At 61.5% G+C, this 19901-nt stretch carries 23 protein-coding genes; 10 read left to right on the top strand and 13 right to left on the bottom strand.

The annotated features are described in order from the left end of the window. The first annotated feature begins 86 nt into the window (after positions 1 to 86). Both dxs and PG5_RS06405 read left to right on the top strand, forming a co-directional pair. Complete coding sequence (gene dxs, locus PG5_RS06410) at positions 87 to 1985, top strand: 1-deoxy-D-xylulose-5-phosphate synthase (protein ID WP_020796285.1); 1899 nt, start codon at positions 87 to 89, stop codon at positions 1983 to 1985. Positions 1986 to 2150: 165 nt separating this feature from the next. After that, positions 2151 to 4034: a TonB-dependent receptor domain-containing protein gene (locus PG5_RS06405; RefSeq protein WP_020796284.1), complete on the top strand. Its 1884-nt coding sequence runs from the start codon at positions 2151 to 2153 to the stop codon at positions 4032 to 4034. A 54-nt stretch (positions 4035 to 4088) separates the two neighbouring features. On the opposite strand, the gene PG5_RS06400 is transcribed toward PG5_RS06405, so the two are convergent. The 12 genes from PG5_RS06400 to nrdR form a co-directional block, all read right to left on the bottom strand. Then, positions 4089 to 4889: a cobalamin-binding protein gene (locus PG5_RS06400; protein WP_020796283.1), complete on the bottom strand. Its 801-nt coding sequence runs from the start codon at positions 4887 to 4889 to the stop codon at positions 4089 to 4091. Next, complete coding sequence (locus tag PG5_RS06395; protein WP_020796282.1) at positions 4889 to 5308, bottom strand: hypothetical protein; 420 nt, start codon at positions 5306 to 5308, stop codon at positions 4889 to 4891. The genes PG5_RS06400 and PG5_RS06395 overlap by 1 nt, the downstream gene beginning before the upstream one ends. Further along, positions 5305 to 5922 carry a GTP cyclohydrolase II gene (gene ribA, locus PG5_RS06390; RefSeq protein WP_008059515.1) on the bottom strand — a complete coding sequence of 206 codons (618 nt, stop codon included), beginning with the start codon at positions 5920 to 5922 and terminating at the stop codon, positions 5305 to 5307. The genes PG5_RS06395 and ribA overlap by 4 nt, the downstream gene beginning before the upstream one ends. A 194-nt stretch (positions 5923 to 6116) precedes the next feature. Continuing rightward, positions 6117 to 6854 carry an ABC transporter substrate-binding protein gene (locus PG5_RS06385; RefSeq protein ID WP_033044775.1) on the bottom strand — a complete coding sequence of 246 codons (738 nt, stop codon included), beginning with the start codon at positions 6852 to 6854 and terminating at the stop codon, positions 6117 to 6119. A gap of 23 nt (positions 6855 to 6877) precedes the next feature. Further along, on the bottom strand, positions 6878 to 7381 hold the full coding sequence (locus PG5_RS06380) for a phosphatidylglycerophosphatase A (protein ID WP_020796280.1): 504 nt from the start codon (positions 7379 to 7381) through the stop codon (positions 6878 to 6880). Further along, on the bottom strand, positions 7378 to 8343 hold the full coding sequence (gene thiL, locus PG5_RS06375) for a thiamine-phosphate kinase (RefSeq protein WP_020796279.1): 966 nt from the start codon (positions 8341 to 8343) through the stop codon (positions 7378 to 7380). Before thiL ends, PG5_RS06380 begins: the two co-directional genes overlap by 4 nt. Before the next feature lie 28 nt (positions 8344 to 8371). Then, complete coding sequence (nusB, locus tag PG5_RS06370) at positions 8372 to 8872, bottom strand: transcription antitermination factor NusB (protein WP_008000432.1); 501 nt, start codon at positions 8870 to 8872, stop codon at positions 8372 to 8374. Then, positions 8869 to 9345 carry a 6,7-dimethyl-8-ribityllumazine synthase gene (gene ribE / locus PG5_RS06365; protein WP_003228649.1) on the bottom strand — a complete coding sequence of 159 codons (477 nt, stop codon included), beginning with the start codon at positions 9343 to 9345 and terminating at the stop codon, positions 8869 to 8871. The genes nusB and ribE overlap by 4 nt, the downstream gene beginning before the upstream one ends. A 91-nt stretch (positions 9346 to 9436) precedes the next feature. Beyond that, on the bottom strand, positions 9437 to 10528 hold the full coding sequence (gene ribBA / locus PG5_RS06360; protein ID WP_020796278.1) for a bifunctional 3,4-dihydroxy-2-butanone-4-phosphate synthase/GTP cyclohydrolase II: 1092 nt from the start codon (positions 10526 to 10528) through the stop codon (positions 9437 to 9439). Positions 10529 to 10559: 31 nt separating this feature from the next. Then, entirely contained in the window at positions 10560 to 11225 is a 666-nt protein-coding gene (locus PG5_RS06355; RefSeq protein WP_020796277.1) for a riboflavin synthase, read from the bottom strand. Between the two features lie 47 nt (positions 11226 to 11272). Continuing rightward, positions 11273 to 12406, bottom strand: a complete 1134-nt coding sequence (gene ribD, locus PG5_RS06350; RefSeq protein WP_020796276.1) for a bifunctional diaminohydroxyphosphoribosylaminopyrimidine deaminase/5-amino-6-(5-phosphoribosylamino)uracil reductase RibD — start codon at positions 12404 to 12406, stop codon at positions 11273 to 11275. Then, the gene (gene nrdR / locus PG5_RS06345; RefSeq protein WP_003228656.1) at positions 12403 to 12867 is read right to left on the bottom strand and encodes a transcriptional regulator NrdR; all 465 of its coding nucleotides are present in this window, start codon (positions 12865 to 12867) and stop codon (positions 12403 to 12405) included. Before nrdR ends, ribD begins: the two co-directional genes overlap by 4 nt. 127 nt (positions 12868 to 12994) lie before the next feature. Between nrdR and PG5_RS06340 the strand changes: the two genes are divergently transcribed. The 3 genes from PG5_RS06340 to trxA all read left to right on the top strand — a co-directional run bounded on the left by PG5_RS06340 (position 12995) and on the right by trxA (position 15104). After that, a complete protein-coding gene (locus PG5_RS06340) occupies positions 12995 to 13453 on the top strand; it encodes a YbaY family lipoprotein (protein ID WP_020796274.1) in 459 nt (152 codons plus the stop codon). Further along, a complete protein-coding gene (locus PG5_RS06335) occupies positions 13450 to 14103 on the top strand; it encodes a methyltransferase (protein WP_020796273.1) in 654 nt (217 codons plus the stop codon). The genes PG5_RS06340 and PG5_RS06335 overlap by 4 nt, the downstream gene beginning before the upstream one ends. A gap of 128 nt (positions 14104 to 14231) precedes the next feature. After that, entirely contained in the window at positions 14232 to 15104 is an 873-nt protein-coding gene (gene trxA / locus PG5_RS06330) for a thioredoxin (RefSeq protein ID WP_008065763.1), read from the top strand. A 107-nt stretch (positions 15105 to 15211) separates the two neighbouring features. On the opposite strand, the gene PG5_RS06325 is transcribed toward trxA, so the two are convergent. Further along, positions 15212 to 15550: a hypothetical protein gene (locus PG5_RS06325; RefSeq protein ID WP_020796272.1), complete on the bottom strand. Its 339-nt coding sequence runs from the start codon at positions 15548 to 15550 to the stop codon at positions 15212 to 15214. Between the two features lie 136 nt (positions 15551 to 15686). Between PG5_RS06325 and PG5_RS06320 the strand changes: the two genes are divergently transcribed. The 5 genes from PG5_RS06320 (at position 15687) to PG5_RS06300 (ending at position 19755) form a co-directional block, all read left to right on the top strand. Then, a complete protein-coding gene (locus PG5_RS06320) occupies positions 15687 to 16271 on the top strand; it encodes a DUF2796 domain-containing protein (RefSeq protein WP_020796271.1) in 585 nt (194 codons plus the stop codon). Positions 16272 to 16408: 137 nt separating this feature from the next. Next, a complete protein-coding gene (locus PG5_RS06315) occupies positions 16409 to 17119 on the top strand; it encodes an ABC transporter ATP-binding protein (RefSeq protein WP_020796270.1) in 711 nt (236 codons plus the stop codon). Between the two features lies 1 nt (position 17120). Continuing rightward, a complete protein-coding gene (locus PG5_RS06310; protein ID WP_020796269.1) occupies positions 17121 to 18386 on the top strand; it encodes an ABC transporter permease in 1266 nt (421 codons plus the stop codon). A gap of 10 nt (positions 18387 to 18396) precedes the next feature. Next, positions 18397 to 18912 carry a DUF3299 domain-containing protein gene (locus tag PG5_RS06305; protein ID WP_020796268.1) on the top strand — a complete coding sequence of 172 codons (516 nt, stop codon included), beginning with the start codon at positions 18397 to 18399 and terminating at the stop codon, positions 18910 to 18912. A gap of 144 nt (positions 18913 to 19056) precedes the next feature. Further along, positions 19057 to 19755, top strand: coding sequence for an OmpW family protein (locus PG5_RS06300; protein ID WP_020796267.1), 699 nt, complete (start codon positions 19057 to 19059; stop codon positions 19753 to 19755). Positions 19756 to 19901 lie beyond the last annotated feature (146 nt).

Genomic DNA, 19901 nt, shown 5'->3' with positions numbered 1-19901 from the left:
AATCCGCCAAAAAAGACCAACGCGTGGGCAGGGGCCGATGCATCAGGTAAACTGCCGCATCTTTTATACCTATAACGATTCGCCTGATGCCCACGACGTTTCATGAGATTCCCCGCAAGCGCCCGACCACGCCCCTGCTCGACCGCGCGAATACGCCGGACGGCCTGCGCCGGTTAGGCGAAGCCGAGCTGGAAACCCTGGCCGATGAGTTGCGCCTGGAATTGCTCTACACGGTCGGTCAGACCGGTGGGCATTTCGGTGCAGGTCTGGGCGTCATCGAGCTGACCATCGCGTTGCATTACGTCTTCGACACCCCGGACGACCGGCTGGTGTGGGACGTGGGTCATCAGGCTTATCCGCACAAGATCCTCACCGGTCGTCGCGAGCGCATGGCCACCCTGCGCCAGAAGGACGGCGTTGCCGCCTTCCCGCGTCGATCCGAGAGCGAGTACGACACCTTTGGCGTCGGCCATTCCAGCACGTCGATCAGCGCAGCCCTGGGCATGGCGATTGCCGCCCGTCTGCAAAACAGTGATCGCAAGGCGATTGCCGTGATCGGCGACGGCGCACTGACGGCCGGCATGGCGTTCGAAGCGCTGAACCACGCGCCGGAAGTGGACGCCAACATGCTGGTGATCCTCAACGACAATGACATGTCGATCTCGCGCAACGTCGGCGGTTTGTCGAACTACCTGGCGAAGATCCTTTCCAGCCGTACCTACGCGAGCATGCGCGAGGGCAGCAAAAAAGTCCTGTCGCGCCTGCCCGGCGCCTGGGAAATCGCCCGTCGCACCGAAGAATACGCAAAAGGCATGCTGGTGCCCGGCACGCTGTTCGAAGAGCTGGGCTGGAACTACATCGGCCCGATCGATGGCCACGACCTGCCAACCCTGATCGCTACCCTGCGCAACATGCGTGATCTCAAGGGCCCGCAGTTCCTGCACATCGTCACCAAGAAAGGCAAAGGCTTCGCCCCGGCTGAGGTCGACCCGATCGGTTACCATGCCATCACCAAGCTCGAACCTGTCGATGCGCCGGCCAACCCTCCGAAGAAAGCCAGCGGGCCGAAGTACTCCGGTGTGTTCGGTGAGTGGCTGTGCGACATGGCGGCTGCCGACCCGCGCCTGGTCGGGATCACCCCGGCGATGAAGGAAGGCTCGGACCTGGTGGCCTTCAGCGAGCGCTTCCCGCTGCGCTACTTCGACGTGGCGATTGCCGAGCAACACGCCGTGACCTTTGCGGCCGGCATGGCCTGCGAAGGCGCGAAGCCGGTGGTGGCGATCTATTCGACCTTCCTGCAACGCGGCTACGACCAGTTGGTGCATGACGTCGCGGTGCAAAACCTCGACGTGCTGTTCGCCATCGATCGAGCCGGCCTGGTGGGCGAAGACGGTCCGACCCACGCGGGCAGCTTCGACCTGTCGTTCCTGCGCTGCATCCCCGGCATGCTGGTGATGACCCCGAGCGACGAAAACGAACTGCGCAAGATGCTCTCGACCGGTCATCTGTATAACGGCCCGGCCGCCGTGCGTTACCCGCGCGGCAACGGCCCGAATGCGACCATCGAGAAAGACCTCGAGCCGATCGAAATCGGCAAGGGCGTGGTTCGCCGCCAGGGTAGCAACGTCGCTTTGCTGGTGTTCGGCGTGCAACTGGCCGAGGCGCTGAAAGTCGCCGAGACGCTGGACGCGACCGTGGTCGACATGCGCTTCGTCAAACCGCTGGATGAAGAGCTGGTTCGCGAAATCGCTGGCAGCCACGAACTGCTGGTGACCGTCGAAGAAAACGCCATCATGGGCGGTGCTGGCGGCGCGGTCAGCGAATTTCTCGCTCGCGAGAATATCCTCAAGTCGATGCTGCACCTGGGCTTGCCGGACATTTATGTCGAACACGCCAAGCCGGCGCAAATGCTGGCTGAGTGTGGACTGGATGAAGCCGGGATCGAGGCTTCGATCCGCGAGCGTCTGCAACTGCTAAACCGCTAAACCGCTATACACACTCCCCCCTGTGGGAGCGGGCTTGCCCGCGAAGAGGCCGACACATCCAACATCAATGTTGAATGTGCCGACGCCTTCGCGGGCAAGCCCGCTCCCACAGTGGTTTGTGGCGCTATCAAAATTGTGTACACCTCAAGCACCAACGGACTGTCGATGAAACTCTCCCCCCTCGCCCTGACGCTGACCCTGCTGCCAGCCTACCCAGTGCTGGCCGACACCTTCGAGCGCGACCAGGCCCTGAAGCTGCCCGACGTACTGATCAGCGCCAACCGCCAGGTCGAGGCGCGCAACGACAGCAGCGCCGCCAACACGGTCTTCACCCGCGAAGACATCGACCGGTTGCAACCCAACAGCGTCACTGACCTGCTGCGCCGTGTACCGGGGGTGCAAGTGGCACAAACCGGCGGGCGCGGAAGCCTGCCGGGAATTTACATTCGCGGCACGCAGTCGGCCCAGAGCCTGGTGCTGGTGGACGGCCAGCGGATCGGCAACTCGTCCTCCGGCGACAGCAACCTGCAACACATCAACATCGACCAGGTCGAGCGCGTGGAAGTGCTGCGCGGCTCCCGTTCGGTGATCTACGGCAGCGATGCGATTGGCGGGGTGATCCAGATCTTCACTCGGCGTGGCAGCGACCCCGGCCTGCAACCCAGGCTGCATATGGGGTTTGGCAGCAACCAGACCTGGGAGCGTAGCCTCGGCTTGTCTGGGGGCGATGAGCAGACCCGCTTCAACCTCGGCGCCAGCCTGGATGAAACCGCCGGGATCGATCGCACCCATGAGTCGTATCCCAGCGACAGTGATCACGACGCCTACCGCAACAAATCCCTGAGCCTGAGCGTGAGTCACGCCCTCAACGACGACGTCGAGATCGGCGCCAACCTGCTGGATAACGGTGGTAAAAGCGAATTCGACAATCCGTTCGGTCGCTTCGACCTGAACACGTTCGAGTCAGTCCAGCAGCAGCCCTACAACGAATTCGATGTGAGCAGTGTCAGCAGCTACATCGACGCACGGGTCAACGACCTGTGGAAAACCCGCGTCGAGTTCGGCCACAGCGAAAACCGCGAGAAGACGTTCGACAAGCTCAGCGATGAGCGCAGCGTGTTCAATACCTACCGTGACTCGGTGAACTGGCAGAACGACCTGACACTCAACCAGCGCAACAGCCTGATCCTCGGCGGCGACTGGTACGAAGACCGCGTCAACAGCAGCACGCCGTTCGACGAGGACAGTCGCTGGAACCGTGCAGCATTTGTCCAGCATCGCTACCAGGCCGATAGCTTCTCCACCGAACTGGGTCTGCGCCGCGACCAGAACCAACAGTTCGGCGGCCAGAACAGCTGGAGCGGCACCTTCACCCTGCCGCTAAACCCCGACAACGACGTGCTGCTGACCTACAGCGAAGGTTTCCGTGCGCCGACCTTCAACGACCTGTACTACCCCGACTTCAGCAACCCGGACCTTAAACCCGAGACCTCGAAAAGCTATGAACTGCAATGGCGCAGCCAATTGACCGAGAGCAGTCGCCTGGAGGCCTCGCTGTACCGTACGGACCTCGAAGACGCGATCATCTTCGGCAGCAACTCACGGCCAGAGAACGTGGCGTCGGCACGCATCAACGGCTTTGAAGCGACATTAAGACAGGAACTGTTCGGCTGGCAGAGCAACCTCGGCGTGGCGATTATCGACCCGCGTGACCGCGATACGGGGCATACCCTGGCCCGTCGCGCACGTCGCACATTGAGCTGGGATCTGGATCGACAGTTCGACCGTCTGGGCCTGGGCGCCAGTTGGCAAGCTGTTAGCAGCAGCTATGACGACCTGAACAATCAACAGCCATTGGGTGGTTATGGGTTGCTGGGGTTGCGCAGCAGTTGGGCACTCAATCGAGAGATCAGCCTGGAGCTTAAGGTCGACAACCTGCTGGACAAGGGTTACAGCCGGGCACTGTACAGCCATGAAGGCAGCCAGTACGGATATCGCGAGGAAGGTCGGGCGTGGGTGTTTGGGGTGACTTGGACCCCGGAGCTCTGATGGTCTCTGGGCTAGCCTCTTCGCGAGCAAGCCCGCGAAGGCCGCACCTCGGTCTCAGCGGTCAGGTGCAATCTCGCGGCACAACTTGGCCGTCGCCTCGACCATCTGCCCGCTCGGCCGCTCCAGGCCCTTGTCCGTAACCAGCCGCAACTGCCCCTGCCGCACCGCCGCCACCTGCGGCCAAGCCTTCCACGCATCAAGTTGCGCCTGATCACCGGCCAGAATCACCTCGGGATCGCGCTGCAGGACCGCTTCGACACTGATCTGCGGCGCCGGGAGTGCCTGGTCGCCGAAGACGTTTTGCGCCCCACAGACTTCAAGCGCAGCGCTGATGATCTGCCCTCCGCCCACGGTGTATAGCGGCTTATCCCAGACTTGATAGAACACACGCAACGGATGCTCCCGCCGATAGCGTTGACGCAGCTGCGCCAGGCGCTGACGCAAATCGTTGGCCAATACCGCCCCACGCTCAGGCCGCCCGAGATGCGAGGCAATGGCTTCGATCTGTGAGGTGAGTTGCGCGAAATCATGCGGTTCAGCGACGTAGGTCGGGATGTTCAAGCGCTTGAGTTGTTCACGCTGGGCCGGGCCGACACTGCCAGGCCAGAGCAGCAACAAATCAGGCTTGAGGCTGAGCAAACGCTCCATGTCCAGCTGACCGTAGCGCCCCACGGAGGGCAAATCCTTGAGTTCGGCGGGACGCTCACCGACATCCAGCACGCCGACCAGCAAGTCGGCCGAACCCAGTTCGACGACCATCTCAGTGAGGGACGGAGCGAGGCTGACAACCCGCTCCACCGCCATGGCCGAGCCGCTGATCACCAGCAGCAAAACCGCCAGCCAGACAGGGCGCATCAACCGAGCTGACGTGGAATTCGGTAGAGGTAGAACAGCACCGCGGTCGACAGCGCCAGCAGCATCAGCGGCACCGCTTCGAGACCGACAAACACCGCCAATGCACCGATCCAGGCCGGCAAGCCAGCCGCGAGGAACGCCGTGCGCCGCTTGGCCGCCAAACGGATCCATGCATCAGGCTCTTCAGGGGTATCGAGGGCTTTCTGGGTGGCGATCAACGCATGTTTATAGCCGCCAAAAAACTTCAGGCTGACAAACATCGAGGCGACACCGGCGATGAACAACGGCATTGCCAGCACCGGCAGTATGGCTTCACCCTGGCCGAACACTGCGTTGATCACGAACAGCGGCAACAAGGCCAACGCCAGGTATTGCCACCAATTGACGGACAGCCGCCGCCGTACCTGGCCGCGGGTCACGCCCGGTCTACCTCGCCCTGATGTTCATTGCCCATCATATGGTCGAGTTTGCTGGCCTTGGTTGCCAGGTAGAGTTTGTTGTGCGGATTGTGACCCGTGTGCAGCGGCACGCGCTCGGCAACCGCGATGCCCATGTCGGTCAAGGCTTTGACCTTGCGTGGGTTGTTGGTCATCAGGCGCAGGGATTTCACCCCCAGGTGCTCAAGCATCGGCAGGCACATGGCGTAATCGCGCTGGTCGGCGGCAAAGCCCAGGCGCTCGTTGGCCTCAACGGTGTCGGCACCGCCGTCCTGCAGCTCATAGGCGCGGATCTTGTTCAGCAGGCCAATGCCACGGCCTTCCTGGCGCAAATACAGCAATACGCCCCGACCTTCACGAGCGATGGCCTGCAGCGCAGCCTCAAGTTGCGAGCCGCAGTCGCAACGCTGGCTGAACAAGGCGTCGCCCGTCAGGCACTCGGAGTGCAACCGACCGAGTACCGGGGCACCATCGGCGATCTCACCCAGGCTCAGCACGACGTGCTCGCGGCCGGTGGCCTCATCGAGAAAGCCGTGCATGATGAATTGCGCAAAAGGCGTTGGCAGCTTGGAAGCGGCGACAAAAACGACAGGCACCGGTGTGCTCCTGATCTAAAAGTCTGAAGATTCGCAGGCCGGCATTGTAACAGCAGGTTCCAACCGACGCTTAGGCTGAATTATCGGCCATAATTATCAAAAAGTTTGATCTCTGTAGAAGCTGCCGCAGGCTGCGATCTTTTGATTTTGTATTTTAAGATCAAAAGATCGCAGCCTGCGGCAGCTCCTACAGGTTATTCCTCATCGAACGGGTAGGGTTGCTTCCAGCGTTCGAAGATCGGTCTGAGCTCGCCGCTTTTAACCAACTGCGCCATGCGTTGGTCGAACAACGCCATCAGGCTGCGGGCCGCCGGGGTCTTGGCAAAGCACAGGTACAACGGTAATTCGGCGATATGCGTGCGGCGAAACTGCGAAGGATCCTTCGCCCGACTGAGCACCCAATCGACTTCGGTCAGTGCGTCTATGTAGAAGTCGGCGCGGTTCTGCGTCAGCATCGAAACGATGCCGGTACGACGTAGTACTTCGTTGTAGCGGCGGACATTAGGCAGATAATGTTGATAATCGTAGCCACGCACCCACGCCAGACGGTAATTACCCAGGGTTTGTGGGGTCGGTTGCGGGCTGCTGGCCAGGCCCAGGGCGTAGATATGGTCGGTATCGAAGTTCCAGTGCGGATAAAGCACATCGCTGGATTCTTCATGGTAGGAACCGACACATGCATCGACTTCACCCCGCTCGGCCAGTCCCATCGAGCGCACATAGGGTTCGCTGCGGATGTCCAGCTTGACCCCCGCCGGCTCGAAGACTTTGCGCAACACGTCCCAGCCGAGGCCGTGGCCGTCGGCAGCGGTATAGTCTTCCCAGTCTTCGCTGGCCAGATGAATCACGGACGGCGCGGTGATTGCCTCCTCCGCCTGGACCAGCGCACCGAACAGCACCATCACCATCGCTACCCACCAGCGTCGAGCCATCCCTAGTTCTCCCAATTAATCCCTCAGGCGAAAATCCATACCAGCCCCTGCATCGCCAACCACGCAAACACTCCAGCCAACACGTCATCGAGCATGATGCCAACGCCTCCGTGCACATGCCGGTCAACCCAGTGAATCGGCCACGGCTTGAGGATGTCGAAGAAGCGAAACATCAAAAATCCTGCCAGCAGCCACTGCCAACCTTCCGGCACCAGCCACAGGGTGATCCACATTCCGACCATCTCGTCCCAGACGATACCTTCGTGGTCGTGTACCCGTAAATCATCGGCCACCTTGCCGCACAGCCAGAAGCCGAACAGCATGGTAATGCCCAGCATCAACCAGTAGCCCCAGTCGGGCAACATCTGCCATAGCGGGATAAAGGGTAGCGCAACCAGCGACCCCCAGGTGCCCGGAGCCTTTGGCAAGGTGCCGGAGCCAAAGCCAAACGCCAGGAAATGCCAGGGATTGCGCCAGACCGATGGCGGTACGAACTCCGCCGGAACCTGATTGGGGTGATCTGTCACGGTGTCTCCCGAAAATGTTGGTAGCCCCGGGTTTGCGGGGTGATGTCCTTGCCGTCGGCGTCCAGCAGCGTCACGCCCTGCCCTGCTACCACCCGCCCGACCACATGGATCGGCCAGCCGTCGGCCAGCAACAGCGGCAATTCGACAGACGGTAAGGTGAAAGCCAGTACGTAGTCGTCGCCGCCACTCAGGGCCGCAACCTGTGCGTGCGCCAGTCCAAGAAAATCGACCAGGCTTTGCGACAGCGGCAAGCGATCCCGCTCGACTTCGATGCCGACCTTCGAGGCCAGCGCGATATGCCCGCAATCCGCGAGCAGACCATCGGAGATATCCATGGCCGAAGTGGCCTTGCCACGCAGCGCCTGCCCCAATCCAAGCTGCGGTTGCGGCGACCAGTAATGCGCCAGCAGCGGCTCGGCAATGCGCGCTTGGGCCGTGCGCTGGCCGAGCACCAATGGCAAGGCACCGGCGGCATTGCCAAGGTCGCCGCCCACACACAGCAGGTCGCCCGGCCGCGCACCGCTGCGGGTCAGGGCCAAACCGCCCGGCACGCGCCCGAACACCGTCATGGTCAGGCTCAGCGGCCCGCGGGTGGTATCGCCGCCCACCAGCGCCACGCCGCAGCTCGAAGCCATAAGGTTCAAACCACGGGCATAGGCCTGCAACCAATCGGCGGTCACCGTCGGCAAAGTCAGGGCAAGGGTAAAGGCAACGGGCGTGGCGCCCATGGCAGCCAAGTCGCTCACCGCCACGGCCAGCGAGCGCTGACCGAGCAGGAATGGATCGCAGGGGTCGGCGAAATGTACGCCGGCCACCAGGGTATCGGTAGAAATCGCCAACTGCTCCCCGGGAGGGACAGCCAGCAAGGCGCAGTCATCGCCAATTCCGAGGGCAACGCCTTCGCCGCCCTGCGCACAGGGCGCGGCGGCGAAGAAATTGCGGATCAGCTCAAACTCGCCCATGGCTTCGTGTCGACATTCCAAGCGCCAATCAGCGCTTGAACGCCTTCACTTCAGCTTCACGCAGACGCGGGGCCAGCTTGTCGAGCACACCGTTGACGAACTTGTGGCCATCGGTAGAACCGAAGACCTTGGCCAGTTCGATGCCTTCGTTGATCACAACGCGATACGGTACGTCGACGCGCTTGAGCAACTCCCAGGTGGACAGACGCAGAACCGCCAGTTCAACCGGGTCCAGCTCTTCGATGGTCAAGTCCAGGCAAGGCTTGAGCGCGGTGTCGATTTCGGTCTTGAACTGCGGAACCCCGTGCAGGATTTCGCGGAAATACGCACCATCGACATCGGTGAAATCGTTATCGACCCGGAACTGCGCTTCGATCTCGTTCAGCGATTGCTTGGCCATGTGCCATTGGTACAGCGCCTGAGTCGCGAGCTGACGGGCTTCGCGACGCTTGACGCTTTTCGATGGCTTGCCAGCATCCGCAGGTTTTGGATCGCGCGGGTTGAAACGATCGCTTTCGTCGCTAATCACTTGGCCTCCAACTGCGCCAGCAGGCTGACCATTTCCAGAGCGGACAGGGCAGCTTCGGCACCTTTGTTCCCGGCCTTGGTGCCGGAACGTTCAATGGCTTGCTCGATGGAATCGACGGTCAGGACGCCGAAAGCGACCGGTACGCCGAACTCCATGGACACCTGGGCCAGGCCCTTGGTGCACTCGCCAGCCACGTATTCGAAGTGCGGAGTACCGCCACGAATGACCGCGCCCAGGGCGATGATTGCCGCGAACTCGCCCTTCTGAGCGACTTTCTGCGCAACCAGCGGAATTTCGAAGGCGCCAGGGGCGCGGATGATGGTGATGTCGCTTTCGCTCACGCCATGGCGAACCAGGGCATCAACAGCACCGCTGACCAGGCTTTCAACGACGAAACTGTTGAAACGGCCTACTACCAAAGCATAGCGGCCTTTAGGGGCGATGAAGGTACCTTCGATGGTCTTCAGGGTCATTCGATAGATCTCTTAAAGAGCCGGGACGCGTCTCGTACGCGCCCCTCGGTGATATTTGAACCGCGAATTCAAGGCCGGAAACAACCGGTCATTATTCGGAGGGCACGTATTCTACAACTTCCAGATCGAAACCGGATATCGCATTAAATTTCATCGGTGCCGACATCAAGCGCATTTTGCGTACGCCGAGGTCGCGCAGGATCTGCGAACCGGCTCCCACGGTGCTGTAGGTGGTCGGTTTTTTCACCGCCGCGTGGTCTGCGGTTTCGCGGATATGCGCCAGTAACACGTCGCCATCGAGCGGGTGTCCGAGCAACAGCACCACGCCGCTGCCGGCCTCGGCAACCGCGGACATGGCGGCGCGCAGGCTCCAGCGGCCCGGCTGCTTGACCATCAGCAGGTCGCGCAGCGGGTCCATATTGTGCACGCGCACCAGGGTCGGTTCTTCGGCGCAGACATTGCCCAAGGTCAGGGCCATGTGCACGTCACCTTCCACGGAATCACGATAGGTCACCAGGTTGAATTGGCCCAGTTCGCTGTCCAGAGGCTGCTCGGCAATCCGCTGAACGGTACGTTCGTGGATCATCCGGTAGTGAATCAGGTCGGCGATGGTGCCGATCTTGATATTGTGTTCAGCCGCAAAGGCTTCCAGTTCGGCACGACGGGACATGGTGCCGTCGTCGTTCATCACTTCGCAGATCACCCCGCTCGGCTCGAAACCGGCCATGCGCGCCAGATCGCACGCGGCTTCAGTGTGGCCGGCGCGGGCCAGGGTGCCGCCGGCCTGGGCCATCAGCGGGAAAATGTGGCCGGGGCTGACGATGTCTTCAGCCTTGGCATCACGGGCGGCAGCCGCTTGCACGGTGCGCGCACGGTCGGCGGCAGAGATACCGGTGGTGACGCCTGTGGCCGCTTCGATCGATACGGTGAACTTGGTGCCGAAACCGGAGCCGTTGCGTGGGGCCATCAGTGGCAGCTTGAGCAGTTCACAGCGCTCGCGGGTCATCGGCATGCAGATCAGGCCACGGGCGTGCTTGGCCATGAAGTTGATGTGTTCGGCCTGACAGCACTCGGCGGCCATGATCAGGTCGCCTTCGTTCTCGCGGTCTTCGTCATCCATGAGGATGACCATCTTGCCTTGGCGGATGTCTTCAACCAGTTCTTCGATGCTATTGAGCGCCACAAGGCACCCCCATTCTTTTAGAAATTGAGTTTCAGGATTTGAGGTAGCCGTTGGCGGCGAGAAAGCTTTCGGTAATGTTGCTGCCGGTAGTTGGCTCAGCGGCCTTGTCGCCCAGCAGCAGACGCTCCAGGTAACGGGCCAGCAAGTCCACTTCCAGGTTCACCCGGCGACCTGGCTGGTACGACGCCATGATGGTTTCGCTCAGGGTGTGCGGAATGATCGTCAGCAGGAACTCGGCGCCATCGACCGCGTTCACGGTCAGGCTGGTGCCGTCGACGGTGATCGAGCCTTTATGGGCGATGTACTTGGCCAGGTCCTTCGGCGCGCGGATGCGGAACTCCACGGCACGCGCGTTCTCGGTACGGGCAACGACTTCGCCCACGCCGTCGACGTGGCCACTGACCAGGTGCCCGCCCAGGCGTGTAGTCGGAGTCAGGGCTTTTTCCAGATTGACCGGGCTGCCGCTCTTGAGGTCATTCATGGCGGTGCAGTCGAGGGTTTCGCGACTGACGTCAGCTGCAAAGCCGTTGCCCGGCAGTTCAACGGCGGTCAGGCATACGCCGTTGACCGCGATGCTGTCGCCCAGTTTGACGTCGCTCAGGTCGAGCTTGCCGGTTTCTACATGCACCCGCACATCTCCGCCTTTTGGGGTCAATGCACGAATACTGCCGATGGATTCGATGATGCCGGTGAACATGGGGTTCTCCTCGAGAACAGAGCCAGCGCTATAGCGATGGCCGGAAATTATACGCTCGCTGCCGGTGAAGGAATGGCGGTGACTCGCCAGTCATCGCCCACCGCGCGAATTTCGGTGATTTTGAGCTCGGGTGCATCCTTCATCTGCGCGAGCGGCCAGTCCAGCAGCGGTCGTGCCGAAGAGCCCAAGAACTTGCCGGCAATGAAAATCTGGAACTCATCCACCAAACCGAGTTGAGCGAAAGCACCGGCCAGCCGTGGACCGGCCTCTACCAGCACCTCGTTGACGCCACGGTGGGCGAGTTCGACCAGTAGCTGGCGCAGATCGACCTGACCGTCATAGCCAGGCACGATCAAGCATTCCGGACCATTGGCGTATTGCTCTTCCACCGCTACACAGGTGGCGACCAGCGCCGGGCCGGCCTTGAAGAACGGGGCATCCAACGGTACGCGCAGACGCCCGTCGACCAGTACGCGTAGCGGCGGACGGCTCATGACCAAAGCGGTTTGATCGGCATCCAGGCCCAGCTCATTGGCGCGCACGGTCAAGCGGGCGTTGTCTGCCAGCACGGTGTCGGCACCGGTCAGCACCACACTGGCCTGGGCACGCAGGCGTTGTACCGCCGAACGTGCCGCGGGCCCGGTGATCCATTGGCTTTCGCCGCTTTCCATCGCCGTGCGACCGTCCAGGCTCATGGCCAACTTGACCCGCACGAACGGCAAGCCATGTTCCATGCGCTTGAGGAAGCCCTGATTGAGCTTGCGCGCCTCACCTTCCAGCACACCGCTTTCAGTGGCGATGCCGGCCTGGGCCAGGCGTTGCAGGCCACGTCCGGCCACTTCCGGGTTCGGGTCCTGCATCGCCGCCACGACCCGCGCCACACCGGCGTTCACCAACGCATCGGCGCACGGAGGCGTGCGACCGTGGTGACTGCAGGGTTCGAGGGTCACGTAGGCGGTGGCGCCACGGGCCAGCTCACCGGCGGCACGCAAGGCGTGGACTTCGGCGTGGGGTTCACCGGCGCGCTCGTGCCAGCCTTCGCCGACGATCTGCCCGTCACGCACGATCACGCAGCCGACCCTCGGGTTGGGGTGTGTCGTGTAATGCCCTTTGCGCGCGAGTTCCAGCGCGCGGGCCATGTAATGGGCGTCGAGGATGGCAAGTTCTGCTGGCGTGGTCATTCTTTCACCGGTTCCCGGGCCAGGCGATCGATTTCTTCGCGGAACTCATTGAGGTCCTGGAAGCGGCGATACACCGAGGCGAAGCGGATGTAGGCGACTTCGTCGAGCTTTTGCAGCTCGGCCATCACCAGCTCACCGACCACGAGGGACTTGACCTCGCGTTCGCCAGTGGCGCGCAGTTTGTGTTTGATGTGCACCAGCGACGATTCGAGGCGCTCGACACTCACCGGGCGCTTCTCCAACGCACGCTGCATGCCGGCGCGGAGTTTTTCTTCGTCGAACGGCTGGCGACTGCCGTCGGTTTTGATCAGGCGCGGCAACACCAGTTCAGCGGTTTCGAACGTCGTGAAACGTTCGCCGCAGGCCAGGCATTCGCGCCGGCGGCGTACCTGTTCGCCCTCGGCGACCAGACGCGAGTCGATGACCTTGGTGTCGTTGGCACCGCAGAAGGGACAGTGCATGGTGGCAGGCAACAAAAAAAGGGAGGGCCATGGTAGCGCATCCGGGTGGCAAGACAAGACATAGGGTTTGCGGTATACAGACGGGATGATCACTGGATCCATGGATTTCACCCTTCCGGAGCTGCCAATGCCGTTACGACCGCTCGTTTTGCTCAGCCTTTTCAGCCTGTTGGTGGCTTGCAGCAGCGATGCCCCCCAGCCGCCAACGCCTGGCCCGGCGCCACAACAAGCGCAGAAAAAAGCCCGAGAGTCGGCCAACCTCGGGCCTTTGCCGGCCCATCAACGTGAATTGAGCGGCACCCTGCAAGGCATCCCGGATGGCGCCGAAGTCGAGCTGGCCCTGCTGGTGATCGACGACAAGGACCGTCCGCAACAATTGCTCGCCAGTTCCAACCTGATCGGCACCAACCAGGCATTGCCGTTTCATCTGCGCTTCAATCCAGAATCGTTCCCGGCCGGTGCCCGCGTTGAACTGCGCGGCCGCGCCAGCCAGTCCGGCCAACTGATCCTGCACCTGCCGTCACAGCGGATCTATCAGCCGACCACCCAGGCGCTGGGCCAGCTGCAATTTGTCAAAGCGCCATGAAGACGCCGCTGGACCTGCAACAGGCGTTGGGTGAATTGCTCGGCGATGCGCGACTGGTCGCCTGCGGGCTGCCGGAGACTGATCTGAAGCTGTGGCTGATCGATGGCGACAACATGGACCGCGCCTTCAGCCCGGAAGAGACCCGCCGCATTCTGCATGAGCCGCCGTACTGGAGTTTTTGCTGGGCCAGCGGTCTGGCCGTGGCTCGGTATCTGGCGCAGAACCGGCATTGGGTCGAAGGCAAAAGGGTGTTGGATTTCGGTGCCGGCTCCGGGGTCGCGGGGATTGCCGCGGTCAAGGCGGGGGCGCTGGAAGTAGTGGCCTGCGACCTTGACCCGCTGGCGATTGCCGCCTGTCGGGCGAATGCCGAACTCAATAACGTAGCGCTCACTTACTCGACGGACTTTTTCGCCGAAGACGACCGTTTTGACCTGATCCTGGTGGCGGATGTGCTGTACGACCGGGCGAATTTGCCGCTGCTCGATGAGTTCCTCAGTCGTGGCCGCGAAGCGCTGGTGGCGGACTCGCGGGTGCGCGATTTTCGTCATCCGCTGTACCGGCGCATTGAAATGCTGGAGGCCATGACCTTGCCGGATCTGTGTGAACCCGAAGAGTTTCGGCATGTGAGCCTCTACCACGCAAACCGTTAAAAGATCGCAGCCTTCGGCAGCTCCTACATTGACCGTGTGTAAACCCGATCCTGTAGGAGCTGCCGAAGGCTGCGATCTTTTGCGCCAGCCCTTATAGTGAGCACATTCACGCTTCCAAGAGATCCCCCATGAGTCAGCAAACGCCGTACATCTTCGACGCCACGACTGCCGATTTCGACCAGTCGGTGATCGAGAACTCTTTTCACAAACCGGTGCTGGTGGATTTCTGGGCCGAATGGTGTGCCCCCTGCAAGGTCCTGATGCCGATGCTGCAGACCATTGCCGAGAGCTATCAGGGCGAACTGCTGCTGGCCAAGGTCAACTGCGACCTCGAACAGGACATCGTCGCCCGCTTCGGTATTCGTAGCCTGCCGACCGTGGTGCTGTTCAAGGATGGCCAGCCGGTCGATGGTTTTGCCGGTGCGCAGCCGGAGTCGGCCGTGCGGGCGCTGCTCGAACCCCATGTACAAATGCCGCCACCGGCGGCCGCCGATCCGTTCGAACAGGCCCAGGCCTTGTTCGATGACAGCCGCTTCGCCGATGCGGAAGCCCTGCTGAAAGTGCTGCTGGGCGAAGACAACACCAATGCCAAGGCGCTGATTCTTTACGCCCGCTGCCTCACCGAGCGCGGTGAGCTGGGCGAGGCGCAAGCCGTACTCGACGCGGTCAAGAGCGATGAGCACAAGGCCGCCCTGGCCGGCGCCAAGGCGCAGATCAAGTTCCTCGGCCAGGCCAAGGATTTGCCGGATGCCGCCGACCTTAAAGCGCGCCTGGCAAAAAACCCACAGGACGATGAAGCGGTCTACCAGTTGGCCGTGCAACAACTGGCGCGCCAGCAGTACGACGCGGCGCTGGATGGCCTGCTCAAGTTGTTCATCCGCAACCGCAGCTACAGCGAAGGTTTGCCGCACAAGACCTTGCTGCAGGTGTTCGAACTGCTGGGTAACGATCATCCGTTAGTGACGACCTACCGCCGCAAGCTCTTTGCTGCACTGTATTAACAGCCCCGTCCTGTAGGAGCGAGCATGCTCGCGATGGACGTCAACGATGACGCGTGCTGTCTGTAGAAACGCGCCAAGCATTACGTCCATCGCGAGCATGCTCGCTCCTACAGCCAGCGATAAATCGGCGTATCGCCGCCGCTCTCGACTTTTACATCCGCACTATGACGCAAGCGCACCAATAGGCGCTTGCCCGCCGCCGCACTGCCGGCCAGCCCTTCCAGTTGATCGAGCAAGTCCGGCCCGCTCAATTGCCCGGCCTTGCGCAGCAAATCCCTGGCAACCTGCCACAGCGCATCGTCTTGATTCAGCGGTTTCGCCGCTGGTGCACTGACTTCGGTTTTTTCTACCTGCAGTTGCGCCCCCAGCCGCGCCCAATCGGCGTCATCCATCTCCAGCGTCAAATCCACCGGCCAGTCGCCGATGTTTCCGCGAATTCGCAACATGAGTCAGCTCCCGAACATTTCTTCATGCCCATGCTCCCATGGGGCTTGTGCAACGCCAAGCTGGCAGTCACAATCCGCGCACAAACGTTATAAGATTACATAACATTTTTTTCATCTTGTCTTTCGGAGACTCGCCATGCGCCGCCTGCTTCTCGCCCTGCCGTTTGCCATGTTGCCGCTGGCTGTGGCCCATGCCGCCGACGAACATGATCACGACCATGAGCACGGCAGCCTCGGCGCCCACGAGCACGGCGTCGGGCGCCTGAACGCGGTGCTGGACGGCCAGACCCTGGAGCTGGAGCTGGAAAGTCCGGCGATGAATCTGGTGGGATTCGAGCATGCCGCCACCACCGACGCTGACAAGGCCAAGGTCGCCGCAGTCCGCAGTCAGCTTGAAAAACCCCTGGCGCTGTTCAACCTGCCGACAGCAGCCGGTTGTGGGGTGGCTTCTCAGAAACTGCAAAGCCCCCTCTTCGGTGACAAGCCGGACGCCGACGACGATCACGACAAAGATGCCAAGGACGAGCATCACCACGATCACAGCGAAATCCACGCCCGCTACCAGTTCACCTGCACTACACCCGCTGCGCTGAAAAACCTGGACCTGGCGAATATCTTCAACACATTCCCGGCGACCCAGAAAATTCAGGTACAACTGATCGGCCCGAGCGGGCAGCAAGGGGTTGAAGTGACGGCAAAGGCTGCCGCCCTCAAATTCTGAATTCACTGCAAAACCAATGTGGGAGCGGGCTTGCTCGCGAAGGCAGTGTGTCATGCAACATAGATGTCGACTGACACTCCCCCCTTCGCGAGCAAGCCCGCTCCCACAGGTTAATCAACATTCATGAAATCGGCGCCATGACCCAAGCACTCATCGAACTGTCCGACCTGGGCTTCAGCTGGCCCGGTCATCCGCCATTGCTGGATATCCCGGCGTTTCGCCTGGAACCGGGGGAAACCCTGTTCCTCAAGGGCCCCAGCGGCAGCGGCAAGACCACCCTGCTCGGCCTGCTCGGCGGTGTGCAAAAGCCCGATCGCGGCAGCATTCGCCTGCTCGGCCAGGAGCTGACGGCACTCTCTGCCGGCGCCCGCGATCACTTTCGCGTCGATCACACCGGCTACATTTTCCAGCAGTTCAACCTGCTGCCGTTTCTGTCAGTGCGCGAGAACGTCGAACTGCCCTGCCACTTCTCCAAACTGCGCGCCGAGCGGGCAAAACAGCGCCACGGCAGCATCGATCAGGCCGCCGCCACCCTGCTCGCGCATTTGGGTTTGAAGGACGACAACATCCTCGCTCGCCGCGCCGACTCCCTGTCCATCGGCCAGCAACAACGAGTGGCCGCCGCGCGCGCGCTGATCGGTCAACCGGAACTGGTGATCGCCGATGAGCCGACCTCGGCCCTCGACTACGACGCCCGGGAGAACTTCATTCGCCTGCTGTTCGCCGAATGCTGCGAAGCCGGGTCGAGCCTGTTGTTCGTCAGCCATGACCAGAGCCTGGCGCCGCTGTTCGACCGCCACCTGTCGCTGGCCGAACTCAATCGCGCCGCCACGTCTTTCGAGGTTTGAGATGTATCTGTTTCGTCTAGCCATGGCCAGCCTGTCAAACCGCCGTTTCACCGCGATCCTCACCGCGTTCGCCATTGCCCTGTCGGTGTGCCTGCTGCTGGCTGTGGAACGGGTGCGCACCGAGGCCAAGGCCAGTTTCGCCAGCACCATCAGCGGCACCGACCTGATCGTCGGCGCACGTTCCGGCTCGGTCAACCTGCTGCTGTACTCAGTGTTCCGCATCGGCAACGCCACCAACAATATCCGCTGGGACAGCTTCGAACACTTCGCCAACAACCCGAAAGTGAAGTGGGCCATCCCGATGTCACTCGGCGACTCCCATCGCGGTTATCGGGTGATGGGCACCACCGAGGCGTACTTCGAACACTACCAGTACGGCCGCCAGCAACACCTGGAACTGGCCGATGGCCGTGCCTTCGCCACCGATCCGTTCGAAGTGGTGCTCGGTGCCGAAGTGGCCGACGCATTGCACTACAAACTCGGCGACAAGCTGGTGCTGGCCCACGGTGTGGCCGTGATCAGCCTGGTCAAGCATGACGACAAGCCCTTCACCGTGGTCGGCATTCTCAAGCGTACTGGCACCCCGGTGGACCGCACACTGCACATCAGCCTCGGCGGTATGGAGGCCATTCACGTTGATTGGCACAACGGTGTGCCGGCCCGGGGCAACGGGCGGATCAGCGCCGATCAGGCGCGCAACATGGACCTGACGCCCCAAGCGATCACCGCATTCATGCTCGGCCTGAACAGCAAGATTTCAACCTTTGCCTTGCAGCGCGAAATCAACGAATTCCGCGGCGAACCGATGCTGGCGATCTTGCCGGGCGTTGCGCTGCAAGAGTTGTGGAGTTTGATGAGCACCGCGGAAAAAGCCTTGTTCGTGGTGTCGCTGTTCGTGGTGTTGACCGGGTTGATCGGCATGCTCACGGCGATTCTTACCAGCCTCAACGAACGCCGCCGGGAGATGGCGATCCTGCGTTCGGTAGGTGCGCGACCTTGGCATGTCGCGACGCTGCTGGTACTGGAAGCGTTTGCCTTGGCGCTGGCCGGTGTGGTTGCCGGCGTGGCGCTGCTTTACATCGGCATCGCTGCGGCACAGGGTTACGTGCAAGCCAATTACGGCCTGTTTCTGCCACTGGCATGGCCAAGTGAATATGAATGGACGCTACTCGGTGGCATCCTGATCGCTGCGTTGCTGATGGGCAGCGTGCCTGCCTGGCGCGCCTATCGCCAATCCCTGGCCGATGGCCTGTCGATTCGTTTATGAGGATGTTGAAATGCCCCGCGCTGTCTTTGCGCTGTTGATGCTGGTCGCCCTGCCATTGTGGGCGGCTGCGCCGAAAGAGCTGACCTGGTCGGAAATGATCCCGCCGGATGCGGCCGCGGAAGTGCCGAACATGACGCCGCTGCATGACCTGTCGAAGATGAGCGATGCACTGGCTGCCGAATCGGCACCGGCCGCGAAGCAGGACATGCCCAACGCGCCGGTGGTCAAGGCCCTCGACGGGCAGAACATTCGCTTGCCGGGCTACATCGTGCCGCTGGAAGTGAGTGAAGAAGGTCGCACCACGGAGTTTCTGCTGGTGCCGTATTTCGGCGCCTGTATTCACGTACCGCCACCGCCGTCGAACCAGATCGTGCATGTCAAAAGCGAAGTGGGCGTGAAGCTCGACGAGCTGTATCAGCCGTACTGGATCGAAGGTGCGTTGCAGGTAAAAGCGTCCACCAGCGAGTTGGCGGATGCCGGTTACCAGATGGAGGCGGACAAGATTTACCTGTATGAATTGCCATAGGCGCGAGGCTTGCCCGCGAAGAGGCCCTCACAGGTTCCCCAAAAAACAATCTCATCCCACTTTCATTGAGCTGCATCAAAAGACCAAATCGTTAGCCGACTTACCATTGGACATCGAACATTTTTAACGTCCTCTGGAGCCCCCATGAACAAGTCCTTGCTCGGCGCCTCGCTGTTTGCCCTCGCGCTCGCGGCCCCGCTCGCCCACGCTCACGAAAAAGGCGACATCCTCTTGCGTGCAGGCGCGATCACCGTCGATCCGAATACCGACAGTTCCAGCGTCAAGGTCGATCAGGGCCCATTGAGCGGTGCCGACCTGGGCGGCGAGGCGACGCTGAGCAGCGACACACAACTGGGCCTTAACTTCGCCTATATGATCACCGATCACCTTGGCATCGAATTGCTGGCGGCCACGCCGTTCGAGCATGACGTAAAACTCAAGGGCACTGCCCTGAGCGCAGCCAACGGCAAACTCGGCAGTTTTAATCAACTGCCGCCGACCTTGAGCCTGGTGTACTACCCGCTCGACCCCAAGTCCGCGTTCCAGCCCTATGTCGGTGCAGGCGTCAACTACACCTGGATGTATGACGAACACCTGAGCAGCGAAGCGCGCGCCAATGGTTTCAGCAACTTCAAGACCGAAAACTCCTGGGGCGTGGCCTGGCAGGTAGGTGCCGATTACATGCTGACTGACAACATCCTGTTCAACGCGCAGATGCGCTACATCGACATCGACACGCGTGCGACCGTGGAAAACAACGCCATCGCGCCGGGCACCCGGGCACGGGTGAACGTGGATGCGGATCCGTTTATCTACATGGTCGGCCTGGGTTACAAGTTCTAAACATTCACGTGGTGGTGATGATCGTTCCCCCGCTCAGCGTGGGATGCAGCCAGGGACGCTCCGCGTCCCAAGAGCAGACGCAGAGCGTCCATTGAGGCATTCCCAAGCAGAGCGTGAGAACGATCGGCAATCGGCATAGGGGACGG

The organism is Pseudomonas sp. G5(2012) (assembly GCF_000408945.1).
Taxonomy (GTDB): Bacteria; Pseudomonadota; Gammaproteobacteria; order Pseudomonadales; family Pseudomonadaceae; genus Aquipseudomonas; species Aquipseudomonas umsongensis.
Note: the sequence above shows the minus strand (reverse complement) of the source record. Positions and strands in the feature narration are given on the sequence as shown.